26 protein-coding genes are annotated in these 26,864 nt (G+C 71.1%); 13 read left to right on the top strand and 13 right to left on the bottom strand.

Annotated features, from left to right (window positions below; all coding sequences use genetic code 11):
- Nucleotides 1-54: 54 nt before the first annotated feature.
- From ACWEEU_RS16805 to ACWEEU_RS16790, 4 genes are all read left to right on the top strand, one after another.
- Complete coding sequence (locus tag ACWEEU_RS16805) at nt 55-1,329, top strand: extracellular solute-binding protein (protein ID WP_385745481.1); 1,275 nt, start codon at nt 55-57, stop codon at nt 1,327-1,329.
- 175 nt (nt 1,330-1,504) lie between these two features.
- Entirely contained in the window at nt 1,505-2,491 is a 987-nt protein-coding gene (locus ACWEEU_RS16800; RefSeq protein WP_385745483.1) for a carbohydrate ABC transporter permease, read from the top strand.
- Nucleotides 2,488-3,336 (top strand): carbohydrate ABC transporter permease, encoded by an 849-nt coding sequence (locus tag ACWEEU_RS16795; protein WP_385745485.1) that lies wholly within the window; start codon nt 2,488-2,490, stop codon nt 3,334-3,336. The genes ACWEEU_RS16800 and ACWEEU_RS16795 overlap by 4 nt, the downstream gene beginning before the upstream one ends.
- 8 nt (nt 3,337-3,344) lie before the next feature.
- Nucleotides 3,345-4,829 carry a glycoside hydrolase family 3 protein gene (locus tag ACWEEU_RS16790; protein WP_451733018.1) on the top strand — a complete coding sequence of 495 codons (1,485 nt, stop codon included), beginning with the start codon at nt 3,345-3,347 and terminating at the stop codon, nt 4,827-4,829.
- Nucleotides 4,830-4,902: 73 nt separating this feature from the next.
- Here the strand turns inward: ACWEEU_RS16790 and nagB are convergent, their stop codons facing one another.
- Nucleotides 4,903-5,688, bottom strand: a complete 786-nt coding sequence (gene nagB / locus ACWEEU_RS16785; RefSeq protein WP_451733015.1) for a glucosamine-6-phosphate deaminase — start codon at nt 5,686-5,688, stop codon at nt 4,903-4,905.
- Nucleotides 5,689-6,298: 610 nt separating this feature from the next.
- Here nagB and ACWEEU_RS16780 point away from each other — a divergent pair.
- Complete coding sequence (locus ACWEEU_RS16780; RefSeq protein WP_385745490.1) at nt 6,299-7,774, top strand: sensor histidine kinase; 1,476 nt, start codon at nt 6,299-6,301, stop codon at nt 7,772-7,774.
- A 270-nt stretch (nt 7,775-8,044) separates the two neighbouring features.
- Here ACWEEU_RS16780 and ACWEEU_RS16775 read toward each other — a convergent pair whose 3' ends face one another.
- Both ACWEEU_RS16775 and ACWEEU_RS16770 read right to left on the bottom strand, forming a co-directional pair.
- A complete protein-coding gene (locus ACWEEU_RS16775) occupies nt 8,045-8,302 on the bottom strand; it encodes a WhiB family transcriptional regulator (protein WP_003992873.1) in 258 nt (85 codons plus the stop codon).
- Nucleotides 8,303-8,629: 327 nt separating this feature from the next.
- Nucleotides 8,630-9,598 carry a diacylglycerol/lipid kinase family protein gene (locus ACWEEU_RS16770; protein WP_451733012.1) on the bottom strand — a complete coding sequence of 323 codons (969 nt, stop codon included), beginning with the start codon at nt 9,596-9,598 and terminating at the stop codon, nt 8,630-8,632.
- Between the two features lie 125 nt (nt 9,599-9,723).
- On the opposite strand from ACWEEU_RS16770, the gene ACWEEU_RS16765 reads away from it, so the two are divergent.
- Nucleotides 9,724-10,176, top strand: coding sequence for a hypothetical protein (locus ACWEEU_RS16765; RefSeq protein ID WP_451733009.1), 453 nt, complete (start codon nt 9,724-9,726; stop codon nt 10,174-10,176).
- A gap of 78 nt (nt 10,177-10,254) precedes the next feature.
- Here ACWEEU_RS16765 and ACWEEU_RS16760 read toward each other — a convergent pair whose 3' ends face one another.
- The 3 genes from ACWEEU_RS16760 to ACWEEU_RS16750 all read right to left on the bottom strand — a co-directional run bounded on the left by ACWEEU_RS16760 (nt 10,255) and on the right by ACWEEU_RS16750 (nt 12,423).
- Nucleotides 10,255-11,385 (bottom strand): RNA polymerase sigma factor SigF, encoded by a 1,131-nt coding sequence (locus ACWEEU_RS16760; protein ID WP_385750224.1) that lies wholly within the window; start codon nt 11,383-11,385, stop codon nt 10,255-10,257.
- Complete coding sequence (locus ACWEEU_RS16755) at nt 11,382-11,798, bottom strand: ATP-binding protein (RefSeq protein ID WP_018544439.1); 417 nt, start codon at nt 11,796-11,798, stop codon at nt 11,382-11,384. The genes ACWEEU_RS16760 and ACWEEU_RS16755 overlap by 4 nt, the downstream gene beginning before the upstream one ends.
- Before the next feature lie 364 nt (nt 11,799-12,162).
- Entirely contained in the window at nt 12,163-12,423 is a 261-nt protein-coding gene (locus tag ACWEEU_RS16750; RefSeq protein WP_385750221.1) for a UBP-type zinc finger domain-containing protein, read from the bottom strand.
- 62 nt (nt 12,424-12,485) lie between these two features.
- Between ACWEEU_RS16750 and ACWEEU_RS16745 the strand changes: the two genes are divergently transcribed.
- Nucleotides 12,486-14,081, top strand: coding sequence for a Na+/H+ antiporter (locus ACWEEU_RS16745; protein ID WP_385750219.1), 1,596 nt, complete (start codon nt 12,486-12,488; stop codon nt 14,079-14,081).
- 25 nt (nt 14,082-14,106) lie between these two features.
- Here ACWEEU_RS16745 and ACWEEU_RS16740 read toward each other — a convergent pair whose 3' ends face one another.
- Together ACWEEU_RS16740 and ACWEEU_RS16735 are read right to left on the bottom strand one after the other, a co-directional pair.
- Complete coding sequence (locus ACWEEU_RS16740) at nt 14,107-14,991, bottom strand: 1-aminocyclopropane-1-carboxylate deaminase/D-cysteine desulfhydrase (protein WP_385750218.1); 885 nt, start codon at nt 14,989-14,991, stop codon at nt 14,107-14,109.
- Between the two features lie 66 nt (nt 14,992-15,057).
- The gene (locus ACWEEU_RS16735; protein ID WP_385750216.1) at nt 15,058-15,651 is read right to left on the bottom strand and encodes an N-acetylmuramoyl-L-alanine amidase; all 594 of its coding nucleotides are present in this window, start codon (nt 15,649-15,651) and stop codon (nt 15,058-15,060) included.
- 327 nt (nt 15,652-15,978) lie between these two features.
- On the opposite strand from ACWEEU_RS16735, the gene ACWEEU_RS16730 reads away from it, so the two are divergent.
- Together ACWEEU_RS16730 and ACWEEU_RS16725 are read left to right on the top strand one after the other, a co-directional pair.
- Nucleotides 15,979-17,385, top strand: coding sequence for a family 2B encapsulin nanocompartment shell protein (locus ACWEEU_RS16730; RefSeq protein WP_385750213.1), 1,407 nt, complete (start codon nt 15,979-15,981; stop codon nt 17,383-17,385).
- 118 nt (nt 17,386-17,503) lie between these two features.
- Complete coding sequence (locus tag ACWEEU_RS16725) at nt 17,504-18,733, top strand: family 2 encapsulin nanocompartment cargo protein polyprenyl transferase (protein WP_451733001.1); 1,230 nt, start codon at nt 17,504-17,506, stop codon at nt 18,731-18,733.
- A 122-nt stretch (nt 18,734-18,855) separates the two neighbouring features.
- On the opposite strand, the gene ACWEEU_RS16720 is transcribed toward ACWEEU_RS16725, so the two are convergent.
- On the bottom strand, nt 18,856-19,815 hold the full coding sequence (locus tag ACWEEU_RS16720) for a beta-ketoacyl-ACP synthase III (RefSeq protein WP_451732998.1): 960 nt from the start codon (nt 19,813-19,815) through the stop codon (nt 18,856-18,858).
- A 92-nt stretch (nt 19,816-19,907) separates the two neighbouring features.
- Between ACWEEU_RS16720 and ACWEEU_RS16715 the strand changes: the two genes are divergently transcribed.
- Complete coding sequence (locus tag ACWEEU_RS16715; RefSeq protein WP_451732995.1) at nt 19,908-20,519, top strand: TetR/AcrR family transcriptional regulator; 612 nt, start codon at nt 19,908-19,910, stop codon at nt 20,517-20,519.
- A gap of 273 nt (nt 20,520-20,792) precedes the next feature.
- Here the strand turns inward: ACWEEU_RS16715 and sodN are convergent, their stop codons facing one another.
- Nucleotides 20,793-21,188, bottom strand: coding sequence for a superoxide dismutase, Ni (gene sodN, locus ACWEEU_RS16710; protein WP_199584948.1), 396 nt, complete (start codon nt 21,186-21,188; stop codon nt 20,793-20,795).
- Between the two features lie 275 nt (nt 21,189-21,463).
- Here sodN and ACWEEU_RS16705 point away from each other — a divergent pair, with 275 nt between their 5' ends.
- Together ACWEEU_RS16705 and sodX are read left to right on the top strand one after the other, a co-directional pair.
- Nucleotides 21,464-23,107, top strand: coding sequence for an IS200/IS605 family accessory protein TnpB-related protein (locus tag ACWEEU_RS16705; protein ID WP_451732991.1), 1,644 nt, complete (start codon nt 21,464-21,466; stop codon nt 23,105-23,107).
- A 34-nt stretch (nt 23,108-23,141) separates the two neighbouring features.
- Nucleotides 23,142-23,573, top strand: a complete 432-nt coding sequence (gene sodX / locus ACWEEU_RS16700) for a nickel-type superoxide dismutase maturation protease (RefSeq protein WP_385750226.1) — start codon at nt 23,142-23,144, stop codon at nt 23,571-23,573.
- On the opposite strand, the gene ACWEEU_RS16695 is transcribed toward sodX, so the two are convergent.
- The gene (locus tag ACWEEU_RS16695; RefSeq protein ID WP_385750202.1) at nt 23,477-24,106 is read right to left on the bottom strand and encodes a CGNR zinc finger domain-containing protein; all 630 of its coding nucleotides are present in this window, start codon (nt 24,104-24,106) and stop codon (nt 23,477-23,479) included. The two genes, sodX and ACWEEU_RS16695, sit on opposite strands and share 97 nt — an antisense overlap.
- A gap of 101 nt (nt 24,107-24,207) precedes the next feature.
- On the opposite strand from ACWEEU_RS16695, the gene ACWEEU_RS16690 reads away from it, so the two are divergent.
- Complete coding sequence (locus ACWEEU_RS16690) at nt 24,208-24,966, top strand: class I SAM-dependent methyltransferase (RefSeq protein ID WP_451732987.1); 759 nt, start codon at nt 24,208-24,210, stop codon at nt 24,964-24,966.
- A gap of 160 nt (nt 24,967-25,126) precedes the next feature.
- Here ACWEEU_RS16690 and ACWEEU_RS16685 read toward each other — a convergent pair whose 3' ends face one another.
- The gene (locus ACWEEU_RS16685; RefSeq protein WP_385742231.1) at nt 25,127-25,927 is read right to left on the bottom strand and encodes an amino acid ABC transporter ATP-binding protein; all 801 of its coding nucleotides are present in this window, start codon (nt 25,925-25,927) and stop codon (nt 25,127-25,129) included.
- Entirely contained in the window at nt 25,924-26,853 is a 930-nt protein-coding gene (locus tag ACWEEU_RS16680) for an amino acid ABC transporter permease (protein WP_385742233.1), read from the bottom strand. Before ACWEEU_RS16680 ends, ACWEEU_RS16685 begins: the two co-directional genes overlap by 4 nt.
- Nucleotides 26,854-26,864 lie beyond the last annotated feature (11 nt).

Raw genomic sequence — 26,864 nt, 5'->3', positions numbered from 1 at the left:
CCGTGCATCGAGGGGGTGGCAGGGGGGTGGGTGGCGTCCCTTGAGGAGGGTGGCGTGAAGCGCAGACTGACAGCCGCGATCGGCATCGCGGGCATGATCGTCTCGGTCGCGGCGTGCGGGAGCGACAACGACGGCAAGGGGGCGGCGGACGCCAAGGAGCTGACCGTCTGGCTCACCGTCGACGCGCAGAACAACTGGCCCGAGCTGGTGAAGTCCGCCGACGCGGCGGTCGTCAAGAAGCACCCCGGCCTGAAGATCAAGCACGAGTACTACGGCTGGCCGGACAAGAACACCAAGCTCGACGCCGTCCTCGCCACCGACAAGGCCCCCGACGTGGTCGAGATGGGCAACACCGAGATGCTCGGCTACATGGTCAAGGGCGCCTTCGCCCCGCTGGACGCGACCAAGTTCGCCAAGTCCGCCGACTGGCTCGACGGCCTCAAGGCGTCGGTGACGTACGAGGGCAAGACCTACGGCGTTCCGTACTACGCGGGCGGCCGGGTCGCGAGCTGGCGCAAGGACATCGCCGCCGCGGCCGGCGTCAAGGAGGTCCCGAAGACCTACGACGAGCTGACCGCCGACCTGAACAAGATCCAGAAGAAGAAGGGCGGCAAGTTCAGCGCCTGGTACCAGCCCTCCCGTGACTGGTACGCCGCGATGTCCTTCGTCTACGACGCGGGCGGCGCCATCGCCAAGGAGAGCGGCGGCCAGTGGAAGGCGAGCCTGTCCTCGCCCGAGTCGCTCAAGGGCCTGACCGAGTACAAGACCGTGCTCGACAAGTACATGCACGGCGACAAGACCAAGGACGAGTCCGACCGTCCCATCGTCTTCGGACAGGGCAAGTCCGCCATGATCTTCGGTGCCGCCTGGGAGGGCGCCACCGCCGCCGACCCGAAGAACGACAAGGTCGGGGGGCTCAAGGACAAGCTCGAGAACTTCGTGATGCCCGGTCCGTCCGGCAAGAACATCCCGGTCTTCCTCGGCGGTTCCGACCTGGCCGTCCCGGTCAAGTCCAAGGCGCAGGGGCTCGCCGCCGAGTGGATCAACGCCTTCACCGGGCCCTCGGGGCAGAAGGGCCTGATGGCCAAGGGCAACCTGCCCAACAACAAGGCCGACCTCGCCACCCTGAAGAACGACCCGGCGACCGCCGTCCCGGCCACCGCGGCCGAGTCGAGCTGGTTCGTGCCGATGGCGCCCGGCTGGGGCCAGGTCGAGAAGGCGCAGATCCTGCAGAACATGCTGCAGAACATCGGCACCGGCAAGCAGACGCCCGCGGCCGCCGCGAAGCAGGCCGACGCCGCGATCGACAAGGTCATCAACAACAAGTGACCCGAGCGCGGAGCACACCGGCCCCGGACCGCACCGGGGCCGGTGCCCGCGCACGCACCCCCGCGCGGGGACCGGCCGCCGCCCGCCCGGGTGCCGCGCGCACACCCGCGTACGACCAGACCCACCGCGCGGCCGCCGCCCGCGTACGAGCACAGGGACCGCTGAGGAGCGCGCGATGAGTGCCGCAGACACGACCACCCCGGCCAAGGTGCCGCCACCGCGCCAGGCACCGCCCCCCGCCGCACCCGGCGGAACACCACGGTCCGGCGCGCGGGGCGGCGCGGCCACGCCCTGGCTGCTGCTCGCACCCTGTCTGCTGATCCTCGCCCTCGTCATGGGCTACCCGCTGGTGCGCCTGGTCACCCTGTCGTTCCAGAAGTTCGGGCAGTCCCAGTTGTGGGGCTTCCAGCCCGCCGAGTCGGTGGGTTTCGCCAACTTCTCGTCGGTGCTCGGGGACGGCGAGTTCTGGCAGGTCGTGCTGCGCACGCTGATCTTCGCGGGCGGCTCGGTGATCCTCACCATGGTGCTCGGCATGTTGATCGCCCTGCTGCTCCAGCGCGTCTCCGGCTGGGTCCGCACCCTGGTCAACATCGCCCTGGTGGCGAGCTGGGGTATGCCCGTCATCGTCGCCACCACCGTCTTCAAGTGGCTCTTCGACTCCGACTACGGCATCCTCAACGCCCTGCTCAGCAAGCTCCCCGGCGTCGAGATGGTGGGCCACAACTGGTTCGCGAGCGGCCCGCAGGGACTCGCGGTCATCATGCTCCTGGTGGTCTGGGGAGCGGTGCCCTTCGTGACCATCACCCTCAGCGCCGGACTCACCCAGGTCCCCAAGGAACTGGAGGAGGCGGCCCGGCTCGACGGCGCGGGCGCCTGGGGCGTCTTCCGCCATGTCACCCTGCCGATCCTCAAGCCGGTCCTCGTGATGCTCACGACCCTGTCGGTCATCTGGGACATGGGCGTCTTCCCGCAGGTCTTCGTGATGCGCGGCGGTCACCCCGAGCCCGAGTTCCAACTGCTGACCACCTACTCCTTCGACCGCGCCTTCGTGGTCAACGACTACGCGCAGGGCTCGGCCATCGCCGTCGTCACCATCCTGCTGATGCTCGCCGTGGTCGCCGTCTACATGCGCCAGATGCTGAAGATCGGAGAGGTCGAATGAGCGCAACGGCTTCCCCCGCCCCCCGCCGCCGCACGGCCCGGTTCGGCTGGAACGTCCTCGGCCTCCTCGTCTTCGCGACCGCGGGCTTCCCCGTCTACTGGATGCTCGACACGGCCATCAAGCCGGCCAAGGACGCCATCGACCCCGACCCCAGCCTGCTGCCCACGGGGTTCACCCTCGCCAACTTCCGCCGTGCGCTGGCCATCGCGGACTTCTGGGGACCGGTCGGGCGCAGCCTCGTGGTGTCCGTGTCCGTCGTGCTGATCGGTCTCGTCGTCGGCACGCTCGCCGCGCTCGCCATCTCCCGGTTCGCCTTCCGCGGCCGCAAGGTCGTCATCGTCGGCATCCTCGCGGTGCAGATGGTCCCGCTGGTCGCCATGATCATCCCGGTGTTCCTGCTGCTCAACGACCTGGGCCAGTACGACAAGCTCCCCGGTCTGATCATCACGTACCTGACCTTCATCCTCCCGTTCACGGTGTGGACGCTGCGCGGCTTCATCGTCAACATCCCGCGCGAACTGGAGGAGGCCGCCATGGTGGACGGCTGCTCGCGCACCGGCGCCTTCCTGCGCGTGGTCTTCCCGCTGCTGGCCCCCGGCATGGTCGCCACCTCGGTCTACGGCTTCATCCAGGCGTGGAACGAGTACCTCTACGCCCTGATGCTGCTCAGCCAGGAGCACCAGACGGCCACCGTGTGGCTCGGCAACTTCACCACCAAGAACGGCACCGAGTACGCCCCGATGATGGCCGGCGCCACCATGATGGCCGTGCCGATCGTCGTCCTGTTCCTCATCATCCAGCGCAAGATGGCCGCGGGTCTGACCGCGGGCGCCGTGAAGGGATAACGCCACCGATGACGACACTCGCCCGCGGCAGCGACACCCTCACCCGTGACGCGCTGACCGTCCTCCAGCCCGGCTTCACCGGCACCACCGCCCCCGACTGGCTGCTGCGCCGCCTCGGCGAGGGCCTGGCCTCCGTCGGCCTGTTCGGCCGCAACATCACCTCGCCCGAACAACTGGCCGCCCTCACCGCGCAGTTGCGTACCGAGCGTCCCGACGTCCTGGTCGCCATCGACGAGGAGGGCGGCGACGTCACCCGCCTGGAGGCCCGCTCCGGCTCCTCCTTCCCCGGCAACCACGCCCTCGGCGCGGTGGACGACGTGGAGCTGACCCGCGCGGTCGCCCGGGAACTGGGCCGCCGCCTGGCCGACTGCGGGGTCCACCTCAACTGGGCGCCCTCCGCCGACGTCAACTCCAACCCCGCCAACCCGGTCATCGGCGTCCGCTCCTTCGGCGCCGACACCGACCTGGTCGCCCGGCACACCGCCGCCTATGTGACCGGGCTCCAGTCGGCCGGGGTCGCCGCGTGCACCAAGCACTTCCCCGGGCACGGCGACACCGCCGTCGACTCCCACCACGCGCTGCCCCGCATCGACGTGGACGCCGACACCCTGGACCGCCGCGACCTCGCCCCCTTCCGGGCGGCGATCGAGGCGGGCACGCGCGCGGTGATGAGCGCCCACATCCTCGTCCCCGCCCTGGACCCGGACCGCCCGGCGACCCTGTCCCGCCCGATCCTCACCGGCCTGCTGCGCGGCGCACTCGGCTACGAGGGCCTGATCGTCACCGACGGCATGGAGATGCGCGCCATCTCCGCGACCTACGGCATCGAGCGCGGCAGCGTCCTCGCCATCGCCGCCGGCGCCGACGCGATCTGCGTGGGCGGCGGACTCGCGGACGACGAGACGGTACGACGGCTGCGGGACGCGCTGGTCGGGGCGGTGCGCTCCGGCGAACTGGCCGAGGAGCGGCTCGCGGACGCCGCCCATCGAGTGCGCGAACTGGCCGCCTGGGCCACCGCGTCGGCCGGGACCGCCACCGCGCCCGACACCGAGGTGGGGCTGCGCGCGGCCCGCCGGGCGCTCAGGGTGACCGGCGGCGAGAGCTTCACCCCGCTCGCCGGGGCGCCGTACGTCGCCGCGTTCACGCCTGTCGCCAACATCGCGGTCGGGGACGAGACGCCCTGGGGCGTGGCAGCCGACCTGGCCCGGCTGCTGCCGGGCACCCGCACCGGCGGCTTCACCGGGGAGAAGGCGGGCGAGGAGGCGCTGGCGGAAGCGGGGGAGAGCCGGATCGTCGCCGTGGTCCGCGACGAGCACCGGCACCCCTGGATGGCGGCCGCCCTGGACACCCTGCTCGCGGCCCGCCCCGACACGGTCGTGGTGGAGATGGGCGTGCCCCAGGCGCCCGCCCGGGGCGCCCTGCACCTCGCCACCCACGGCGCGGCCCGGGTCTGCGGGCAGGCGGCGGCGGAGGTCGTCGCCGGCGCGGTCTGAGAGAAGCCGATGCCCGGTGCCGGTGTGGGGCCCGCGCCTGCGCCGGGGGCCGCGCGGCCCCCGGCGGATCAGGTCAGATGCCCTGCCAGGCCGGCTTGTGCGCGTAGGTGTGCCGGAAGTAGTCGGCCAGCTTGAGCTTGGACGCGGCCGCCTCGTCGGCGACCACCGTGGCGTGCGGGTGCAACTGGAGCGCGGAGGCGGGGCACACCGCCGCCACCGGGCCCTCGACGGTCGCGGCCACCGCGTCCGCCTTGCCCTCGCCGGTCGCGAGCAGCACCAGGTGCCGCGCCTCCAGGATGGTGCCGATGCCCTGGGTGATGACGTGGTGCGGCACCTGCTCGATGTCGCCGTCGAAGAAGCGCGCGTTGTCGACCCGGGTCTGCTCGGTCAGCGTCTTGATGCGGGTGCGCGAGGCGAGCGAGGAGCACGGCTCGTTGAACCCGATGTGCCCGTCCGTGCCGATCCCGAGCAACTGGAGGTCCACGCCGCCCGCCTCGGCGAGCGAGCGGTCGTACGCCTCGCACGCTGCCTGGAGGTCCTCGGCCGTGCCGTCGGGACCCAGGAACGCGTCCATCGGGATGCCGAGCGGCTCCAGGACCTCGCGGCGCAGCACCGAGCGGTAGGACTCGGGGTGGTTGGCGGGCAGTCCCACGTACTCGTCGAGCTGGGCGATCCGGGCGCGTGAGGTGTCGACGGCGCCGGAGTCCGCCTTGGCGGTCACCGCCTGGTAGACGGGCAGCGGGGTGGAGCCGGTGGCGACGCCGAGCAGGGCGTCGGGCTTGCGTCGCAGCAACTGGGCCATGGCCTCGGCTATCAGCTCGCCGCCCGCCGCGGCGTCCGGAACGATGACAACTTCCACGCTGGGCCTGCCGTTCTGAAGAGGGCTGGAGATGGGGGAGCGCGCCGCGCGCCGCATGTGGTTTAGACCAATCTAGCAGAGCGGGCCCTTCGCGGACCGGCTTCCCGGACCGGCTCCCGGACCGGCTCGGCGGGGGAGGCGTGGCGGCACTGGGTGCCCTCTTCGCGCGCCCCCGTGCACCCGCGTGGCGTAAATCGCCCCGGCCGACCGCTCCCCTGAGGGGCGCCCCCGGGCTAGGCTGCGTGGCATCGGGTGCCACCTGGCCCCGTCGTCCGTCGTCCATGCCGTCGTTTCGCGCCATCGCATTGCGATCCGCGCTGCTCCATGCATGGACATGCCAGCGTGGTCTAGTCCACAATGCAGGCTACGAACACCGCTGGGCGCATAGCTGAAAAGCCTCCGTCTTCCCCGCACAGGAAGGCGGATTCGAGGAACCGGTGCTCTCTGCCCTGACTGCCCCGGCTCCTCGGCCTTCGGCCGACCGGGACCGCACACCCCACGGCCGATGATGCTCCGGGCTGCGGTGCCGGGAGGGTTGAGGGTCCTTCCCAGGCGCCGCGGCCCGCGGGTGTTTTCCGGCCGCTTCGAGTGCCCCGGTACGCTCGCACTCGTGCCCTCCATGAACGAACTGGTCCGCCAGCACACCGCCCTCGACGACTCCGACCTCGAGTGGCTCCACCTGCTGGTGTCGGAGTGGCAACTGCTCTCCGACCTGTCCTTCGCCGACCTGGTCCTGTGGGTGCCCACCGGGGACGGCACCCGGTACGTCTCGGTGGCGCAGATGCGCCCCAACACCGGCCCCACCTCCTACCAGGACGACATGGTCGGGCATCTCGTGCCGCGCGGCCGCCGCCCCATGCTGGACGCGGCCCTGGACGAGGGCCGCATCGTGCGCGAGGGCGACCCGGAGTGGCGCGAGGAGGTCCCGGTACGGGTCGAGTCCATCCCGGTGCGCCGCAACGGCCGCGTCCTCGGTGTGATCGCCCGCAACACCAACCTGCTGACCGTGCGCACCCCGAGCCGTCTGGAGCTGACCTACCTCCAGAGCGCCTCCGACCTCGCGCAGATGATCGCGGCCGGTACCTTCCCCTTCCCCGACCAGCACGTCGACATGGACGCCTCGCCGCGCGCCGGTGACGGGCTGATCCGGGTCGACGGGGACGGCATCGTGCAGTACGCCTCCCCGAACGCACTCTCCGCCTACCACCGCCTCGGGCTCGCCGCCGACCTGGTCGGCCAGCACCTCGGCACCACCACCGCCGAACTCGCCCCCACCCGGGGCCCGGTGGACGAGGCACTGGCCAAGGTGGCCAGCGGCTGGGCGCCCCGCGAGTTCGAGATCGAGGCCAACGACGGGGTCATCCAGTTCCGGACGATTCCCCTCAAGCCCAAGGGCACGCGCATCGGTTCACTCGTGCTCTGCCGCGACGTGACCGAACTGCGGCGCCGCGAACGGGAATTGATCACCAAGGACGCGACCATCCGGGAGATCCACCACCGGGTGAAGAACAACCTCCAGACCGTGGCGGCTCTCCTGCGCCTCCAGGCCCGGCGCATCGAGTCCGAGAGCGGCCGTGAGGCCCTCGAAGAGGCCGTGCGCCGGGTCGGCTCGATCGCCATCGTGCACGAGACGCTCTCCCAGAACCTGGACGAGCGCGTGGAGTTCGACGACATCGCCGACCGCGTCCTCGCGATGGTCGCGGAGATCTCGCCGGGCAAGGTGACCGGCCGGCGCAGCGGACGCTTCGGTGTGCTCGACGCCGAGGTGGCCACCCCGCTGTCGATGGTCCTCACCGAAGTCCTGCAGAACGCCCTGGAACACGGCTTCCGTGAGGGCGACACCGGAACCGTCGAGGTCTCGGCGGTGCGTGGCGGCACCACCAAGGAGGGCCGCCTGCTCGTCACCGTCCAGGACGACGGCGTGGGCCTGCCCGAGGACTTCGACCCGCACACCGCGGGCAACCTCGGCCTCCAGATCGTACGGACGCTGGTGGAGGGCGAGTTGTGCGGCACCTTCGACATGGTGCCGGGTTCCGAGCGCGGGACGCGGGTGATCCTGGACATCCCGGTGCGGCCGCAGCGGTAGGGGAGTCGGTGCCGGGCGCTCCGGCACCGCCCGCCCGGGCCGACCTGCTTCGACCCGGCTCGACGTGGCGCGGGACAGCGAAAAGCCCCGGACCACTGGGTGGTCCGAGGCTGGTGCTCGTTGCTGCGGCCCCTCGTGGGGGCACCCCCCGCCCGGCCGGAGCCGGGACCTGGAGGAGCATCGGGGAACTGCGCGCTGCGGCTCGGGGGCGGGAGAAGCGCACGTGGTGTGCGCGCCGCCAAGCTCAGGCTGTCAGCAGGGGTGGGAGTGTCAGGCGGAGGCCTGACGAGCCCGGTTGCGGGCGGCGCGGCGCTTCATGGCGCGGCGCTCGTCCTCGCTGAGACCACCCCAGACGCCGGAGTCCTGACCGGACTCGAGCGCCCACTGCAGACACTGCTCGATAACCGGGCAGCGACGGCAGACGGCCTTGGCTTCCTCGATCTGCAGCAGCGCAGGACCGGTGTTGCCGATGGGGAAGAAGAGCTCGGGGTCTTCCTCGCGGCAAACGGCGTTGTGACGCCAGTCCATGGCTGCTACCTCTCCTTGGTACGTGCAGGTATTACGTGCAAGTTGCTTGTGAATGTGAACGCTTTCACGAGTCCCCCAACAAGTGAAGGGCCGACTGCCGAGTTATCCCGGTGTGGTCCTGTGATTGAAGGGAGATCGGTGATCAGTGGACGCCGATGTTGCGGGCTGTCCCGACCGCCACGTAGAGACTCGCAAACCTCGGCGGCGGATACAACCCCTTCCCGAAGATTTTTTTTGATTCCTCGGTGTCGACTAGGTCACAGCCGTACTTCCATGGGGTGGACCCTGGCCTAAACGTTCGAGTGAAAGGACTTTTGCCCGTTCCGCTCACACAATCACACGCAGTGCACGGCGAACGCCTGTGAACGTCACGCTCGTCCGCAGCCCTAGGTGGTCGCCGTCCATCTGGAGGGGCAGCGGGACCTTCGAATGCAAGGTGAAGCGGTCCAGATCGTGCAGCGGGAACGCATGTCTTCCGTGGGGTCCCCGCTCGGGGGACGAAGTGAGCAACTGGGTCGCATACCGGGCAACGGCGGCCGTGGACAGGCGACTTAGACCGAGTACGTCGAGACCTTTATCGAACGACGCCTTAGGCGACGTGTACATCGGGCGATTGCCGAGATAGGTCCAGGGGGACGTGTTCGAGACTATGGCGACAACCAGGTCCGTCACCGGGTCCGCGCCCGGCCGCTCCAGTTCGATCGTGCCGTGCCGCCGGTTGGGCTCACCGAGGAACTGCCGTACCACCTGGCGCACGTACAGGGCGTGCGTCGACTTCCTGCCGCGCTCCCGCTCCCGCTCGACCCGGCCGACCACGCCGGCGTCGAAGCCGAGCCCCGCGTTGAAGGTGAACCAGCGGTCCGGCACCGCCTCGTCCGCCGTGCCCGGCGTCCCGGAGGTCAGGCCCAGCCCGACCACCCGCTCCCGGCCCTCGCGCAGCGCGTCGAGGAGGGCGCCGGTCGCCTCGACCGGATCGTTGGGCAGCCCGAGCGCGCGGGCGAAGACATTGGTGGAACCGCCGGGCACCACGGCGAGACCGGGCAGCCGCTCCAGGTCGGGACCGGCATGCAGCAGGCCGTTGACCACCTCGTTCACCGTGCCGTCGCCGCCGAGGGCCACGACCATGTCGACGTCGTCACTCTCCGCAGCCGACCGGGCCAGATCGCGCGCGTGGCCGCGGTACTCGGTGGTGACCGCCTCCAGCTTCATCTCGCTCGCCAGCGCGTGGATCAGCACATCGCGTCTGCGTGCGCTGGTGGTGGTTGCCGCCGGATTGACCACGAGAAGTGCACGCATGACTGGCAGCGTACCTACTGGGGGGTATCCGGCCCAGGGCGAGTTGAGGATCGGGTAAGAGATGGGGGCGTGAGCCTCGCCACGCACCGCCCGGCGCCCGTCCGGCACGGGGCTACCCTTCTCGGGTGAGCAGTGAGCAGACTTCCGCCCCGGACACCGCCGCGAATCCGGCGGCCCCCTTGTCCCGCCCGCGCCGGCTGACCTGGGCGGCCGCCCTGGCCGCCGTGGAGGGTGCCGGACTGGTGATCGCCGCCGTCTGGATCCTGGTGCTCGGCCTCACCGGCGCCCCGGACGACCGCCGGCAGGCCGTCACCGGCGGGATCACGCTGGCGGTGCTCGCGCTGCTGCCGCTGCTGGCCGCGCGCGGACTCTTCCTCATGCGCCGCTGGAGCCGGGGTCCCGCCGTCATCACCCAGATCCTGGCGCTGCCGGTCGCCTACAACCTGCTCAAGGCCGACAGCGTGGCCATCCCGGCCGGCATCGCCCTCGCGGCGGTGGCCGTGGCCTCCCTGGTCCTGCTGGTCAACCCGGCCACGGCCCAGGCCCTCGGCATCAAGGGACCGGGCCGGGCGGGCTGAGACCCGCCCCGGCCGCCGGACGCGCGAAGCCCCCGCCTCGGCGGGGGCTTCGTGTTTCCCGGGGGCGTCTCCCGAGGGCTACTCCTCCACCAGCAGCTTCTCCCGCAGCTGCGCCAGCGTGCGGGCCAGCAGCCGCGAGACGTGCATCTGCGAGATGCCGACCTCCTGCGCGATCTGCGACTGGGTCATGTTCCCGAAGAAGCGGAGCAGCAGGATGCGCTTCTCCCGGGGCGGCAGGTCCTCCAGGAGCGGCTTGAGCGACTCCCGGTACTCCACGCCCTCCAGTGCCTCGTCCTCGGCGCCGAGGGTGTCGGCGACCGCCGGGGACTCGTCGTCGGTGTCGGGGACGTCCAGGGACAGCGTGGAGTAGGCGTTGGCCGACTCCAGGCCCTCCAGGACCTCCTCCTCGGAGATGGCCAGCTTCTCGGCCAGCTCGTGCACCGTGGGGGAACGGCCGTGCAGCTGGGACAGCTCCGCCGTCGCGGTGGTCAGCGCCAGCCGCAGCTCCTGGAGGCGGCGCGGTACCCGCACCGCCCAGCCCTTGTCCCGGAAGTGCCGCTTGATCTCGCCGACGACCGTCGGGGTGGCGTACGTCGAGAACTCGACGCCGCGCTCCGGGTCGAACCGGTCCACGGACTTGATCAGACCGATGGTGGCGACCTGGGTGAGGTCGTCCAGCGGCTCGCCGCGGTTGCGGAAGCGGCGCGCCAGGTGCTCGACGAGCGGCAGATGCATCCGGACCAGCCGGTTGCGCAGCTCCGCGTACTCCGGGGTGCCGTCCTGAAGACCGCGCAGCTCGATGAACAGCGCACGGGCGCCGCTGCGGTCGTGCGGGTCGTGCGGTGCCGCGCGTACGGCCTCCGTCGTGCCCGGCGCCGCGTCCCCGGCGTATCGCTCGTGCTCGCTCATCGTCCCGCCCGTCGCCCTTCCCCGAGCCCCCGCCCCGGCGCGGGCGGCACCGCCGCCGCGCTGCCCCAGGGGCGTGCTCCGCACGGTCCCCTCGCCGCCGACCCGCGCGGAGTCGTCCTCCGGATGGGGTCTGGCCTGCTCGGGAATGCCGTCGATGCCGTCGGCCATGTGCCGGGGTACGTCCGCCGGGCTCTGCCTCGGGTTCTCGGCCTCGCCCGAGCGGGGAGCACCCGTCTCCCCGGTCGGCAGCCGCCTTGTGCCGCGCTCTTCGTCCCGCACCGGACCGTCCCCGTTCCTCACGCCGGGCCGGGGCCCGCGCCGCGTTGTTTGTACAGGCTGATCGACACGGTCCGGTCCTCGTCCACGGCGGACGAGACCTTGCCCGCGAGGGCCGAGAGAACGGTCCAGGCGAACGTGTCCCGCGACGGGGCATGGCCGTCGGTCGTCGGTGCGGACACCGTGACCTCCAGCGAATCGTCGACGAGCCGGAAGACACAGCTCAGCACGGACCCCGGCACGGCCTGCTGGAGGAGGATCGCGCAGGCCTCGTCGACCGCGATGCGCAGGTCCTCGATCTCGTCCAGGGTGAAGTCCAAACGGGCCGCCAGACCGGCCGTGGCCGTCCGCAGCACCGACAGGTAGGCACCCGCGGCCGGCAGACGGACTTCCACGAAGTCCTGGTTCGCCGTGGGCTCGCCTGCGATCTGGGACACCCTCACCTCCATGGTGGTACAAGCTTTACGGGGCCGAGGGTCGCCCCCCGGCGTAACGCGTTCGGTGGTTCCGCGGTGACGCTATCGCGCCCGGAACGTTCCTGTCCCCATGACCCCGACCCCCTGGCGTCACTCACAGTAAAGCTCTGAATACGCTCCGTGTCTAGGGGGTTTGCGGGTCCAAATGGGAAGAGCGCGCGCCGGGTTGACGTACCCAGGCGTCAGGCGGTCGAACCGTCCGCGGCGGGGGCGCCTGTCACACGCTCGTCCGCATCGCGAAACGCATGGTCACACGGGCATCGCCGCGAGCACTTGCCCGTGCGGGCACACGATCCTACGAGTGCGAGGCCGTCCGCGCGCGTCGTCATACGAGTACATGGTCGACGAAGCACCACCGCCAGTCCTCGCCGGGTTCGTAGGTCCGCATCACAGGGTGACCCGAGTCCGCGTGGTGCTTGGTCGCGTGCCGGTTCGGCGAGGAGTCGCAGCAGCCGATGTGGCCACAGGTCAGACAGATCCTCAACTGCACCGGTTCCGTCCCGTCCGCCAGGCACTCCAGGCACGTCTCGCTGAGCGGTCCGGGTTCCGGGAGCGGCAGCGCGCCGACGTGCGTGCACTGTTTCATGATTGCCAGATTACGTCGGGTGCGCGGGTGGCCGCGCGGAAAAACGAGGGCGGGCGAGGACCATGGACGTGATGCCACTGCTTTTGCTGGTGGCGGGCAGCGCCGCCGTCGCCGGAGCGGCCCGGCGCACCCCCGTGCCGGCACCCCTGCTGCTGGTCGCCGTGGGCCTCGCCGCCTCGTACATCCCCGGAGTGCCGGACTACACCCTCGAACCCGACGTCGTCCTGCCGCTGCTGCTGCCTCCGCTGCTGTACACCTCCGCGACCGACAGCTCCTACCTCGACCTGCGCGCCCAGGCGCGCCCCGTGGCCCTGCTCTCGGTCGGCTACGTGCTCTTCGCGACCGTGGCCGTCGGATGGGCCGCGCATCTGCTCGTCCCCGGGCTCCCGCTGACCGCCGCCCTGGTGCTCGGCGCGGTCGTGGCACCCCCCGACGCGGTCGCGGCCACCGCCGTGGCGCGCCGGGTCGGGCTGCCCTCCCGGATCACGACGATCCTCCAGGGCGAGTCCCTGCTGAACGACGCCACCGCCATCACCGCCTACAAGGTCGCCCTCGCCGCCGCCATCGGGGAGGGGGCCACCTGGGCCGGCGGGGTGGAGGAGTTCCTGCTCGCCGCCGTCGGCGGGGTGGGCGTCGGTCTCGTGCTCATGGCCCCGCTGCACTGGCTGCGCACCCATCTGAAGGAACCCCTCCTCCAGAACACCCTCTCCCTGCTCATCCCCTTCGTCGCCTACGGCATCGCCGAGCAGCTGCACGCCTCCGGGGTGCTCGCGGTCGTGGTCGTCGCGCTCTACCTCGGCCATCGCGCGTGGGAGGTCGACTTCGCCACCCGCCTCCAGGAGGAGGCGGTGTGGAAGATGGTCGCCTTCATCCTGGAGTCCGCCGTCTTCGCCCTGATCGGACTCCAGCTGCACGGCGTCCTCAAGGGGCTCGGCGCGTACGAGGCCACGGCCGCCGCCTGGTACGCCGTCGCCCTCTTCGTGGTCGTCGTCCTGTCCCGGTTCGTCTGGGTCTATCCGGCGGCCTTCCTGCCCCGCATCCTCTCGGAGCGGGTACGGACCCGCGAGGAGAACCCCACCTGGCGGGGCGCCCTGGTCACCGGCTGGGCCGGGATGCGCGGCGTGGTCTCGCTCGCCATCGCCTTCTCCATCCCGGCCACCGTGCACGGCGGCGAGCCCTTCCCGCAGCGCAACCTGATCCTCTTCCTCACCTTCACGACCGTCATCGGCACCCTCGTCGTCCAGGGGCTGTCGCTGCCCCCGCTGATCCGCCTCCTGAAGTTCCCCGGGCGCGACCAGCAGGCCGCGACCCTGGCCGAGGCCAACGCCCAGGCGCAGGCGTCGCTGGCCGCCGAGAACCGGCTCGACGCCCTCCTGTCCGACGAGCGCAACGCCCTGCCCGCCCCGCTCGCCGAACGGCTCCGCGTCGTCCTGGAGCGCCGCCGCAACGCCGTCTGGGAACGGCTCGGCCAGGTCAACCCGGTCACCGGTGAATCCGTGGACGACACCTACCGCAGGCTCTCCCGCGAGATGATCAGCGCCGAACGCGAGGTCTTCGTCCGGCTGCGCGACCACCGCTACATCGACGACGAGATGCTGCGCGCGCTGCTGCGCAGGCTGGACCTGGAGGAGGCGGCGGTCTACCGCGAGGCGGAGTAGAACCTGTGCCCGGGGAAGACGCCCGCTAGCTCTCGAAGGGGCGCCCGGTGACCACCGCCGCGACGCGCGTCCCGCGCGGGAAGGCGCCCTCCTCCGCGAGCGTGGTGAGGGCGAACAGCAACTTGGCGACATACAGCCGCTCCACGGGCAGTCCGTGGAGCTTCTCGAACTCCTCGGCGAACGCCTCCAGCTCCGGCGTGGTCCGCGCGTACCCCCCGCAGTGGAAGCGGTCGTCCAGCGACCAGGAGCCCGTACGGCCGCCGAACGCGCGCTCCTGGAGGGCACGTATCCCCTCCTCCAGGAAGCCGCCCTTGAGCACCGGAACGCCGAGCGCGCGCTGACCGGGAGCGAGCCCCGCCGCGAGACCGGCCAGCGTGCCGCCCGTACCGCAGGCGACCGCGACGACCTCGGCCCGGCCGCGCAGCTCCGCGCCGAGCGCCTCGCAGCCGCGTACCGCCTCGGCGTTGCTGCCGCCCTCCGGCACGACGTACGCCCCCTCGGCGCCCGCCGCGCGCAGGATCGCCGCCAGGGTCTCCGGTTCGTCCTTGCGCCGGTACGCCGACCTCTCCACGAAGTGCAGCCGCATCCCGTCGGCCGCGCAGCGCGCCAGCGAGGGATTGAGCGGGCGGTCCGCCAGCTCCTGGCCGCGCACCACCCCGGTCGTGGCGAAGCCGAGCAGCCGGCCCGCCGCCGCGGTGGCCCGCAGATGGTTGGAGTAGGCCCCGCCGAAGGTGACCAGCTCCCGGCCGCGCGCCGCCGCCACGTTCGGCATCAGCTTGCGCCACTTGTTGCCGATCAGCTCCGGGTGGATCAGGTCGTCGCGCTTGAGCAGAAGGCGTACGCCGTGCCGGGAGAAACGGTTGTCCTGGATCTCCGTGAGGGGGGAGGGGAGGGCGGGGCCGAGCGACATGGGGTCATTGTCGCCCGGGGCGAGCGGCACGGCGGGCGGGGCTGCTCCTGGTGGTGGCCCGGCGGGTCAGCCCTTGAGCTGCTCCTTGATCCGCGCCCGCAGCCACTTCATCGTGAAGCCGCGCGGGTCCACCTTGCCCGGCTGCCACTCCAGGTGGCCGATGACCGACCGTTCCGTCCAGCCGTGGTGGCGGCAGACGGCCGCGGCGGCTCGCACGATCGCGTCCAGTTGCTCGTCCGGCCAGGGGTCCTCGCCGTCGCCGAGGTTCTCGCACTCGAAGCCGTAGAAGTACCGGTTGCCGTCGGTGTTGGCCTCGTTGTCCGGCGGCAGCCCCTTCTCCGCGATCACCGCGCGCAGCACGTCGTCGTCGCCGAGACCGGCGTGGTTGACGCGGCCGTAGCCGACCAGGTGGACCGTGCCGTCCTTGGTGATCACGCCGTGGCAGAGCGGTCCGGGCAGGTCGTCGTGGCCGGTTCGGCACAGCTCCACCGTGCGTTCGCTGCCCCTGGTCGCCGTGTGGTGGATGACCACGCCGTGGACCGGGCCCCACGGCCCCTTGTGGTTGCGGCTGTGGTGCCGCCAGTCGTCGACGCCGACGACCGTGAGCCCCTCCTGCTTGAGGGCAGCCAGAAACGCGCTCGCGGACATGGGTGAGGACATGACCGCCTCCTTCGTGCCGTGCGGGGCCGCGGGAGGCGGCCCGTTCTTATCGGTGCTTCTACCGATGCCCGGGGTCGGGATCACATCGTTCGCACGGTGTGCGAGCCGATTCGGACAACTTGGGGCGGGAACGGGGGGACGGTCTTCACGGCCCGGCCGCCGTGCTGCCGCGACCTGCGCGAAGTCGCGCCGAATGCCCATGAGTCGGATGATCCATTCCCCTCCTTTCGGGTAATGGTGCGAGCACGTTGCGTGATGGAAGGCTCGGTTGTGGGACCGGTGCCCCGCGAGATCGGGCACCGGGCATACATGGGAGGGCATTTCCTTATGTCGGTAGGCGAAGAGGTCCGCACCGAGCAGGCCAAGCCGCAGCAGTCCCTCGGCACGGCGGCCGCGCGGAACCTGGCCACCACCACCAAGTCCGCACCGCAGATGCAGGAGATCAGCTCCCGCTGGCTGCTGCGCAGTCTGCCCTGGGTCGACGTGAAGGGCGGCGCGTACCGGGTCAACCGGCGGCTGACGTACACCGTCGGGGACGGCCGCGTCACCTTCGTGAAGACGGGCGACCAGGTCGAGGTCATCCCGGCCGAGCTGGGTGAGCTGCCCGCCCTGCGCGACTACGAGGACGAGGAGGTGCTGACCGAGCTGGCCCGCCGCTGCCGCCAGCGGGAGTTCGCGCCCGGCGAGGTGATCGCCTCCTTCGGCAGCCAGTCCGACGAGGTGTATCTGCTGGCCCACGGCAGGGTCGAGAAGATCGGCACCGGTCCGTACGGCGACGACGCGGTGCTCGGCGTCCTCGCCGACGGCTCCTACTTCGGCGAGCAGTCCCTGCTCGACCCTGACGCCATCTGGGAGTACACCGCCCGAGCGGACACCGCCTGCACCGTCCTGATCCTCAGCCGCCAGGACTTCGAGCAGGTCGCCGAGCGCGCCGACTCGCTGCGCGGCCACCTCCAGCAGTTGCGCGCGATCCCGGACCAGCGGACCAACAAGTACGGCGAGAAGGAGGTCGAGCTGGCGGCCGGCCACTCCGGCGAGCCCGACATCCCGCACACCTTCGTGGACTACGAGGCGCGTCCGCGCGAGTACGAACTCAGCATCGCCCAGACCGTGCTGCGCATCCACACCCGCGTCGCCGACCTCTACAACCAGCCGATGAACCAGACCGAGCAGCAGTTGCGGCTCACGGTCGAGGCGCTGAAGGAGCGTCAGGAGCACGAGCTGGTCAACAACCGGGAGTTCGGCCTCCTCCACGCCTGCGAATACGACCAGCGCATCCAGCCGCACGACGGCGTCCCCGGCCCGGACGACCTGGACGAGCTGCTCAGCCGCCGCCGGGGCACCAAGTTCCTCCTCGCCCACCCGCGCGCCATCGCCGCGATCGGGCGCGAGCTGAACAAGCGCGGACTGGTCCCGGAGACCATCGACATCGGCGGCAACCGCATCCCCACCTGGCGGGGCGTGCCGATCTACCCGTGCAACAAGATCCCGGTCAGCGACGCCCGTACGACCTCGATCATCGCCCTGCGCACCGGCGAGGCCGACCAGGGTGTCATCGGCCTGCGCCAGTCCGGCATCCCGGACGAGATCGAACCGAGCCTGTCCGTCCGCTTCATGGGCATCAACGAGCAGGCCGTCATCAACTACCTGGTCACCGCCTACTACTCGGCGGCCGTCCTGGTGCCGGACGCGCTCGGCGTGCTGGAGAACGTCGAGATCGGCCGGTGGCGGTGACCTCGCGCCACCGCGTGCCCGGGTTCCCGCCCCGCCGGGCGGGAACCCCTTCGGGGGGAGGACCCACCCGGCGCCGTGCCGGACGGGGCCGCGTGCTCGCACGTCGGGAGGGGCAGCCATGACCGAGTTCATGACGCAGGCGGAGCAGCGTCCGCCGGGCACGGGCGGAACGGGCGGGGGCAAGGCGGGAGCGGGGAGTGCGGTCACGCCGCCGCGCCCGCCGGGGCAGCGAGAACCGGTGGAGGACACCGGGGCGCTCGACAGGCCGGAACGGGCGGGGCAGGCCCGGAGGTTCGACGAACACGGTGCGGCGGAGGATGCCGGCGCGGAGGCGACGGTCCTGCTGGAGCGGACCCGGGAGCTGGTGGACCCGGAGCTGCGCGCCGCGATCGAGTCGTTGCCCGCGCCTCTGCGGCGTATCGCGCTCTACCACTTCGGCTGGCAGCACGCGGACGGCAGCCCGGCGGCGGGCAACGCGGGCAAGGCGATCCGGCCGGCCCTCGTCCTCGCGGCGGCGTCCGCGCTGGGCGGCCCGGCCGCCCGGGCGGCGGCGGTGCGGGCCGCCGCCGCGGTCGAACTGGTCCACAACTTCACGCTGTTGCACGACGACGTGATGGACCGCGACACCACGCGCCGGCACCGCCCCACCGCCTGGACCGTCTTCGGCGACGCCGACGCGATCCTCGCCGGAGACGCCGTCCAGGCCCTCGCCCTGCGCCTGCTCGCCGACGATCCGCACCCGGCGGCCGTACCGGCGGTGCTCCGCCTCACGGAGTGCGTCATCGAACTGTGCGCGGGGCAGCACACCGACTCGGCCCTGGAGCAACGCGCCCCCACCGAGGTCGGACTGGCCGAGGTGCTCACCATGGCCGAGGCGAAGACCGGCGCCCTCCTCGGCTGCGCCTGCGCCCTCGGCGCGCTGTACGCGGGCGCGGACCCCGAGGAGGTGGCGGCGCTGGACGGCTTCGGCCGACAGGCGGGCCTCGCCTTCCAGCTGATCGACGACGTCATCGGCATATGGGGCGATCCACGGCGCACCGGCAAGCCGGCCGGCGCGGATCTCGTCGTCCGCAAGAAGTCCCTGCCGGTCGTCGCCGCGCTCACCTCCGGCACCCCGGCGGCCGCCGAACTGGCCGCGCTGTACGCCCGCCCGCATGCGGACGACGACGGCGAGATCGCCCGCACGGCCCTGGCCGTGGAACAGGCGGGCGGCCGCGACTGGGCCCAGGCCGAGGCCGCCGACCGCATGGCACGCGCCGTGCAGGAACTCTCCCGCGCGGTACCCGCCCCGGAGGCGGCGGGCGGCCTGCTGGCCCTGGCGGAATTCGTCACCCGCCGCACCAACTGACCCCGCCGCCCCCTACTCCGGAGCCCCCGACCCCGTGCGTTCCCTGACCTCGCACGGTCGCCGGGGGCTCCGGCCGTGCCGGTGCCCGCGCGAGTGCCCGTGCGGGTGCCTGTGGAGGTCCCTCAGGGGCAGGTGACGACCTGCCCCGCCCAGGAGAGCCCGCCGCCGAAGGCGAGCAGCAGGACCGGGGCGCCGCTCGGCAGTTCACGCCGCTCGGTGAGCTTGGACAGAGCGAGCGGTACGGAGGCGGCGGAGGTGTTGCCGGACTCCACGACGTCCTGCGCGATCACCACGCTGTCGGGCAGGTCGAGTTGGCGCAGGACGGCGTCGATGATGCGCAGGTTCGCCTGGTGGGTGACGACCCCGGCCAGGTCGGACGGGGCGAGCCCGGCCCGCGCGCAGGCCTCGCGGGCGATGGCGGGCAGTTCGGTCGTGGCCCAGCGGAAGACGGTCTGGCCGTCCTGGGCGAAGCGCGGGTGCCAGTCGCCGACCAGTCGGACGGCGTCGCCCCGACGGGGGTCGGAGCCCCAGACGACCGGCCCGATCCCGGCCTCGTCGGCGACGCTCAGTACGGCGGCGCCCGCACCGTCGCCGAGCAGGACGCAGGTGCGGCGGTCGGTCCAGTCGGTGACGTCGGACATCTTCTCGACGCCGATGACCAGGGCGTTCCTGGCGGCACCCGCGCGCAGGGAGTGGTCGGCGCAGGCGAGGGCGGTGCAGAACCCGGCGCAGCCGTTGTTGAGGTCGAAGGCGACGGGGGAAGACAGCCCGAGCCGTCCGGCGACCTGAGCGGCGATGGAGGGGCACCGGTCGATCGCGCTGCACGTCGCCACGGTGATCATCCCGATGTCGGCGGGTTCGAGCCCGGACGCGGCCAGCGCCTTGCCCGCGGCTGCGGTGGCCATGTCGGTCACCGACTCGTCCTCGGCGGCGATACGGCGGGTCGCGATACCGGTACGGCGCCGGATCCACTCGTCGTCGGTGTCGACCATGGCGGCCAGGTCGTCGTTGGTCAGGACGTGTGCGGGCTGGTAGTGACCCAGCGCGGTGACGCGGCTTCCCGGTGCGGCGGTGACGGGCACAGGTGATCTCCTCGGCTCGGCGTCGATGTCGCCGGAATATAGCAACCGATCGGTCGGAAGTTAAAGGAGCGAACCTCGCTACGATGGGCGCCATGAGCCCTCGCAAGTCCGCCGCCGAAGCACGCCGAACCCGGCAGCGCATCGTCCAACGCGGCATCGCCCTCGCCTCGGTGGACGGCCTCGAAGGACTCACCATCGGCCGCCTCGCCACCGACCTGGAGATGAGCAAGGCGGGCATCCTCGGCCACTTCGGCACGAAGGAAGCCCTGCAACTGGCCACGCTGGAGGGCGCGGCCGCGGAGTTCTCCCGTCTGGTCTGGGAACCCGCCGCCTCCGAAGTCCCGGGCCTGCCCCGCCTCCGCACGATCTGTGAAGCCTGGGTGACCTACCTCGAAACCGCCGGCGACATCTTCCCCGGCGGCTGCTTCTTCACCATGGCCTCCATCGAGTTCGACGGCCGGACCGGCCCCGTCCGCAACACCGTCACCCGCCTCTCCCTCCTCTGGCGCCGCCGCCTCACCACCGAGATCCGGACAGCGGTGACCTCCGGCGACCTCCCTCCGGACACGGACCCCGACCAACTCGTCTTCGAACTGATCGGCCTCTACCTGGCCCTCAACCAGGAGATACAGCTCTTCGCCAACCCGGCGGCAGGCACCCGGGCCCGCCGAGCCCTGGATCGATTGCTGGACCCCCACGCCTGAGCAGGCGCCGCACGGACCGGCTGCCGCCTCCCGGGCACACGGCTGCGGCGGGCGGAGCCTTCGCGCCGCCCCCGCGCTCCCTGCTCTCCTCCGCACGGGACTTCCCCGGCTTCGACGACGCCCACGTGGAACCGCGCCGCTGAAGCCCCGTCAGCCATGAAAAAAAGCCGCACCCGGACCGTCAGGGACGCCGTGGTCGGCGGTCCGCGGTCCGGGTGCGGGCGGCTAGGCGATACGACCCGCGCGAGCGCGGGTCAAAGAGCCCAGCGAAGGTCACGCCTTCTTGGTCTCCCAGAAGATCTTGGCGACCTGGTCGATGTAGTCCAGCGCCTTCTGGCCCGTCGCCGGGTCGACGGAGGCCTTGGCGGCGGACAGGGACTTCACGGCCTCGTTGAGGAGGTTCTGCAGCTCGGGGTAGCTGTCGAAGTGCGGCGGCTTGAAGTAGTCGCTCCAGAGCACGTCCAGGTGGTGCTTCGCCAGCTCGGCGCGCTGCTCCTTGATCACCGTCGCGCGGATCTGGAAGTGGGGGTCGTCGTTGGCGGCCATCTTCTCCTGGATGGCCTTCACCGACTCCGCCTCGATGCGGGCCTGAGCCGGGTCGTACACGCCGCAGGGCAGATCGCAGTGAGCGCTCACCGTGACCGTGGGGGCAAACAGGCGGGAAAGCATGGAGCGTTCCTTCCTCGTGATCGTCTTCTCAGGTGGGACATTACTCCCTGAGGCACTGGTTTTCCCGAGTGCCCCCCAGGGCTTAGGACAAAAGTCCGGGGTGCCGGCTGCTTGTTGTGCAACAAGGTGCAGTGCGGTCTGGCGGGGACGGATGGCCGAGGTCTGCCGGGTGGTTGCGCGGAGAACAGGGGTTCGCGTGCCGAATGAGTGACCTTTCCGGGGAGTAGGTCGTTGGATGGGTTGATGGTGGCCTGACGCCCGGAGGGAGGGGTGGGGTGGGTAGTCAGCGGGCGATCTCGGTGCCCTTCGTGGTGCCCGGCCCCTCCGGTGTCGCGGTCCGGGACCGGCTCAAGCATCTGAGCGTGGAGGACGAACGGGTGCTGCGGCTGGTCGGTGACCACCTCGGCAGCCTTGCCTCACGTGACCTGAAGGCACGCTGCGAATCCGGGTTGGACCACGACAACGGTCAGTGGGCCGAGCGCAAGCGCGTGCTCACGGTGGAGTCGTCGTCGCGGTGGGCGGGGTCGCTCACCAAGGCCACGCATGATCAGTGGGGTTTGGCCCGGCGGGCGCAGCTTGCGCATGTGCGGGGGCTGGAGGCGGCGGTGCGTTTGATCGTCCACCGACTGTCCCTGCCGGTCGGGCAGAAGGGCGGTAAGCGGGCGCCGGGTGGTTACCGTTCGCGGCGGGAATGGTTTGCCAAGTCTCGTCGTCTGCGGGTGCTGGAGGACCGGTTGCGGTCGGCGCGCGCGGACTGGGAGGCGGGTGTGGTGCGGGTGGTGCGGGGCGGCAAGCGGCTGTTGAACTCCCGCCACCACCTCGACGCGGCCGGTCTGACCGAAGAACAGTGGCGGGAGCGGTGGCGGGCCGCACGCCGGTTTCTCGCCGCCGATGGGGAGTCGGGGAAGCGGTACGGGAACGAGACGATCAGGGTCAGCCCGGACGGTGAGGTCAGCATCAAGCTCCCCGCGCCGCTCGCGCATCTGGCGAACGTTCCGCGCGGCCGGTATGTCCTGAGTGCGCGGGTCGCGTTCGCGCACCGGGGCGAGCAGTGGCGTGACCGTGTCACTGCGAATCGGGCGGTCGCCTACCGCATTCACGAGGACACCGTTCGCGGTCGCTGGTATCTCACCGCCTCCTGGACCCTGCCTCCGGTGACGGTGCTGCCGCTGACCGCCGCTCGCGCACACGGGCTGATCGGCGTCGACATGAACGCCGACCACCTTGCCACCTGGCGCCTCGACGTCCACGGCAATCCGGTGGGGGAGCCGCGTACTTTTGCCTACGACCTGTCCGGCACTGCCTCCCACCGTGATGCACAGATGCGTCACGCCCTGATCCGGCTGGTGCACTGGGCCGAACGCCACGGTCTGGCGATCGCGGTCGAGGATCTCGACTTCACCGCCGAGACCACCCGCGAGAAGCACGGGCGCCAGAAGCGGTTCCGTCGGCTGGTCTCCGGTATGCCGACATCCAGGCTGCGGGCCCGGCTCGTCGGCATGGCAGCCGAACACGACGTCCCCCTGATCGCCGTCGACCCCGCCTACACCAGCAGGTGGGGTGCCCAACACTGGCAGAAGCCTCTCACCAGCGCCCATCGCACACCCACTCGCCACCACGCGGCATCGGTGGCGATCGGACGACGCGCTCTGGGGCACCCGATCCGGCGACGGACGGCACCGCCCTCTGCCCACCGGAGTGATGGGCAGGGGCATCGGACCGTCCAGGCCGGACCAGGCGCCCCGGGGCGTGAGGGACCCCGCCCCCGTGTTCCCGGACCACGGACACGATCCGTGCGCGCCGGGCGCCGAGCGAACGCGGGCGACCAGCGTGCCCAACACCGTTCGGGGCACATGGCTGAGGACGAGACCTGGCAACAGGACTCCCTCCCACTCAGCTTCCAGGAACGGTCACACTGAGACTGTGGAGGAACGGACCGGGGAGGTGCCGGGGATGCCGGAGCTGTCGCAGGAGACCGAGCGGGGCAGGGTGCTGCCGCCCTTCGGGCTGGCCGAGGTCACGGGGCCGTCCATGGTGCCCACGCTGCGCCACGGGGACCGGCTGCTGCTGCGGTACGGCGTCCAGGTCAGGCCCGGTGACGTGGTCGTCCTGCGCCACCCCTTCCAGCAGGACCTGCTGGTCGTCAAGCGGGCCGCCGAGCGGCGCGAGGGCGGCTGGTGGGTGCTGGGCGACAACCCCTACGCGGGCGGCGACAGCACCGACTACGGCGTCGTGCCAGAGGAACTCATCCTCGGCCGGGCCTGGCTGCGCTACCGCCCGCTCGGCGGTCAGCGCTCGCCGCTCGCGCTCGCCCGCTGGCTGTTCTCGGCCGCCAGGCCGCTGCTGTCGGACCGGTCGGCCGCCAGGCGCTTGCGGGCGCGGTAGGCGGCGACGTTGGCGCGGGTCGCGCAGCGGTCGGAGCAGTAGCGCCGGGAGCGGTTGGTCGAGGTGTCCAGGTAGGCGTTGCGGCAGGGCGCGGCCTGGCACAGGCCGAGGCGGTCCACGCCGTACTCGGTGAGGTGGAAGGCGAGGCCCATCGCGGCGATGGCGGCGTAGCCCGCGGTCGCGTTGGAGGGGTGGTCGGCCAGGTGCATGTGCCACAGCGGGCGGCCGTCCTCGTCGCGGTGGTCGTGACCGGAGATCTGCGGGCTGACCGGGAACTCCAGGAGCAGTGAGTTCAGCAGGTCGACGGCGAGGGTCTCGTCGTTCTGGTCGGCCGCCTCGAAGACCCCGCGCAGCCTGCCCCGCACCGAGCGGAAGCGGGTCACGTCGGCGTCGGTGGCGCGCCGGGCCGCCTGGGAGCCCGCGCCGAAGAGGTCGCGGACGGCCTCGACGGAGGTCAGGGAGTCCTTGCCCCGCGCCGGCTCCTCGCTGTTGACGAGGCGTACGGCGTAGTCCGAGTAATAGGCCAGTTCCACTAGTAATCCTTACGCGGGCGCTCTATGGTCGTGTCGGCGGGCGGGTAACAGACGTTCGCCCATCCAGGGTATTACGTCTGATGTGGGAGGGGCGGGGAATCATGACCAGCGGCATCGGCACGGACTGGGCGGCCTGGCAGGAGAGCTGGGACCGGCAGCAGGAGTGGTACCTGCCGGACCGCGAGGAACGGTTCCGGATCATGCTCGACATGGTCGAGGCGTTCGCGGGGCCGACTCCCCGCGTGCTCGACCTCGCGTGCGGCACCGGCACCATCACCGCCCGGCTGCTCGACCGGCTCCCCGGCGCCACCAGCACCGGCGTCGACCTCGACCCGGCCCTGCTCGCCATCGCCCGCGGCACCTTCGAGGGCGACGACCGGGTCACGCTCGTGGAGGCCGACCTGAAGGACCCGGCATGGACGGCCGAGCTGCCGTACGACTCGTACGACGCCGTCCTCACCGCCACCGCCCTGCACTGGCTGCACCTCGACGACCTCACCGATCTGTACGGCCGGCTCGCGAAGCTGACCCGCGACGGCGGTGTCTTCATGAACGCCGACCACATGCCCGACGAGACCACGCCCCGCATGAACGCGGCCGAGCGCGACCAGCGGCACGTCCGCATGGAGGAGGCGCGGCGGGCGGGCGCCCTGGACTGGGCCGACTGGTGGCGGCTCGCCGCCGCGGACCCGGTGCTCGCCGAGCCCACCGCCCGGCGCTTCGAGATCTACGGCGAGCACGCCGACGGCGAGACCCCGTCCGCCGCCTGGCACGCGGCGGCCCTGCGGGAAAAGGGGTTCGCGGAGGCCCGGCCGGTGTGGTGCTCGCCGTCGGACAGTCTGCTCCTCGCGCTGAAATAGTCAGACTTAATTGCCGGACCAATTCCCGGAGGCGCCGGAAACGGCGGACGGTGTCCCCGCTTCGCGCGCATCGCGTGAATTCGGGGACACCGTCCGCCGTTCTGCCGTTTCCGCCGTTCGCTGTTTTCCGGAGAAGGACCCGGGGGAACCCCGGAGTACCTCAGAGAACCTTCGAAAGGAACGACTTCGTCCGGTCGTGCTGCGGATTCGTCAGCACCTCGCGCGGGTGCCCCGCCTCGACCACGACGCCGTCGTCCATGAAGACCAGCGAATCGCCGACCTCGCGGGCGAAGCCCATCTCGTGCGTGACGACGATCATCGTCATGCCGTCCTCCGCGAGGTCGCGCATCACGTCGAGGACCTCACCGACCAGCTCCGGGTCGAGCGCCGAGGTGGGCTCGTCGAAGAGCATCAGCTTGGGCTGCATCGCCAGCGCGCGGGCGATGGCGACGCGCTGCTGCTGACCGCCGGAGAGCTGGGCCGGGTAGTGGCCCTTGCGGCTGCCGAGCCCCACGCGGTCGAGGAGCTGCTCGGCCCGCTCCCGGGCCGCGGCCTTGCTCTCGCGCTTGACCTGGAGCGGCGCCTCCATGACGTTCTCCAGCGCCGTCATGTGCGGGAAGAGGTTGAAGCGCTGGAAGACCATGCCGATCTCCCGTCGCTGCGCCGCGACCTCCTTCTCCTTCAGCTCGTAGAGCTTGTCGCCCTTCTGGCGGTAGCCGACCAACTGGCCGTCGACGTACAGCCGTCCGGCGGTGATCTTCTCCAGGTGGTTGATGCACCGCAGGAAGGTGGACTTGCCGGAACCGGACGGGCCGATCAGACAGAACACCTCGCGCGGGTTCACCTCCAGGTCGATGCCCTTGAGGATGTGCGCGGGTCCGAAGGACTTGTGCACGCCCTCGGCCCTGACCATCGGGGCGCCGCTCGTGCTCGGCACGACGTCCTTGGAGAGCTTGCTCATCGGGCCACCTCCGGGCGGCGGAAGGAGGTGAACAGGCGGAGGTTCTTCCGCAGCCGCTCCAGCGGCGTCGGCGGGAGGTTCCGCGTCGAACCCCGGGCGAAGCGCCGTTCGACGTAGTACTGCACGATGCTGAAGATCGTGGTCAGGAACAGGTACCAGATGCAGGCGACGAAGTACATCTCGACCACCGCGAGCGAGGTGCTGGAGATGTCCTGGGCGTTCTTGATCAGCTCGGGCAGCTGCACGGCGTAGGCCAGCGACGAGGTCTTCAGCATGTTGATGAACTCGTTGCCGGTCGGCGGCACGATGACCCGCATCGCCTGCGGCAGGATCACCCGGCGCAGCGTCTTGCCCTGGGTCATGCCCAGCGCGTGCGACGCCTCGGTCTGGCCCTCGTCGACGGACTGGATGCCGGCGCGGACGATCTCCGACATGTAAGCGGCCTCGTTCAGACCGAGACCCAGCAGGGCGGTCAGGACCGGCGTCATGACGTCGTTCATCTCGTTCTTGTAGAACCCCAGGTTGAGGACCGGGAAGACGAGCGAGATGTTGTACCAGAGCAGCAGCTGGACCAGGACCGGCGTACCGCGGAAGAGCCAGATGTAGAACCAGGACACCGTGCTGGTGACCGGGTTGGACGACAGCCGCATCACGGCGAGCACCACGCCGAGGACGACGCCGAGCACCATGGCCAGCACGGATATGTACAGCGTCGTCCAGGCGCCCGAGATGATGTCCGGGTCGAAGAGGTAGTCCGGGATGACGCCGTAGTTGATCTTCGCGTTGGAGAAGGCGATCCCGATCATCGCCAGGATGGCGACGACCACGACGCCGGAGACCCAGCGCCCCCAGTGACGTACCGGGATGGCCTTGATCTGCTCCGGCGGCACCGAGGGCGCCGGAGCCTTGTCGACCGTGTCAGTCACAGCGACTGCCT

This window comes from Streptomyces sp. NPDC005004, assembly GCF_053600675.1.
The sequence above is the reverse complement of the archived record's forward strand: the minus strand, read 5'-3'. Positions and strand labels throughout refer to the sequence as shown.

Excerpts from the sequence above, each read along its gene's own strand:
- ACWEEU_RS16685 (WP_385742231.1), bottom strand. The coding sequence starts at position 25,927 with ATGAGCAAGCTCTCCAAGGACGTCGTGCCGAGCACGAGCGGCGCCCCG.
- ACWEEU_RS16730 (WP_385750213.1), top strand. The coding sequence starts at position 15,979 with ATGTCGGTAGGCGAAGAGGTCCGCACCGAGCAGGCCAAGCCGCAGCAG.
- ACWEEU_RS16800 (WP_385745483.1), top strand. The coding sequence starts at position 1,505 with ATGAGTGCCGCAGACACGACCACCCCGGCCAAGGTGCCGCCACCGCGC.
- ACWEEU_RS16790 (WP_451733018.1), top strand. The coding sequence starts at position 3,345 with ATGACGACACTCGCCCGCGGCAGCGACACCCTCACCCGTGACGCGCTG.
- ACWEEU_RS16740 (WP_385750218.1), bottom strand. The coding sequence starts at position 14,991 with ATGTCGCTCGGCCCCGCCCTCCCCTCCCCCCTCACGGAGATCCAGGAC.
- sodN (WP_199584948.1), bottom strand. The coding sequence starts at position 21,188 with ATGCTTTCCCGCCTGTTTGCCCCCACGGTCACGGTGAGCGCTCACTGC.
- ACWEEU_RS16795 (WP_385745485.1), top strand. The coding sequence starts at position 2,488 with ATGAGCGCAACGGCTTCCCCCGCCCCCCGCCGCCGCACGGCCCGGTTC.
- ACWEEU_RS16735 (WP_385750216.1), bottom strand. The coding sequence starts at position 15,651 with ATGTCCTCACCCATGTCCGCGAGCGCGTTTCTGGCTGCCCTCAAGCAG.
- ACWEEU_RS16750 (WP_385750221.1), bottom strand. The coding sequence starts at position 12,423 with ATGAAACAGTGCACGCACGTCGGCGCGCTGCCGCTCCCGGAACCCGGA.
- ACWEEU_RS16775 (WP_003992873.1), bottom strand. The coding sequence starts at position 8,302 with ATGGACTGGCGTCACAACGCCGTTTGCCGCGAGGAAGACCCCGAGCTC.
- ACWEEU_RS16725 (WP_451733001.1), top strand. The coding sequence starts at position 17,504 with ATGACCGAGTTCATGACGCAGGCGGAGCAGCGTCCGCCGGGCACGGGC.
- ACWEEU_RS16690 (WP_451732987.1), top strand. The coding sequence starts at position 24,208 with ATGACCAGCGGCATCGGCACGGACTGGGCGGCCTGGCAGGAGAGCTGG.
- ACWEEU_RS16770 (WP_451733012.1), bottom strand. The coding sequence starts at position 9,598 with ATGCGTGCACTTCTCGTGGTCAATCCGGCGGCAACCACCACCAGCGCA.
- sodX (WP_385750226.1), top strand. The coding sequence starts at position 23,142 with ATGCCGGAGCTGTCGCAGGAGACCGAGCGGGGCAGGGTGCTGCCGCCC.
- ACWEEU_RS16715 (WP_451732995.1), top strand. The coding sequence starts at position 19,908 with ATGAGCCCTCGCAAGTCCGCCGCCGAAGCACGCCGAACCCGGCAGCGC.
- ACWEEU_RS16745 (WP_385750219.1), top strand. The coding sequence starts at position 12,486 with ATGGACGTGATGCCACTGCTTTTGCTGGTGGCGGGCAGCGCCGCCGTC.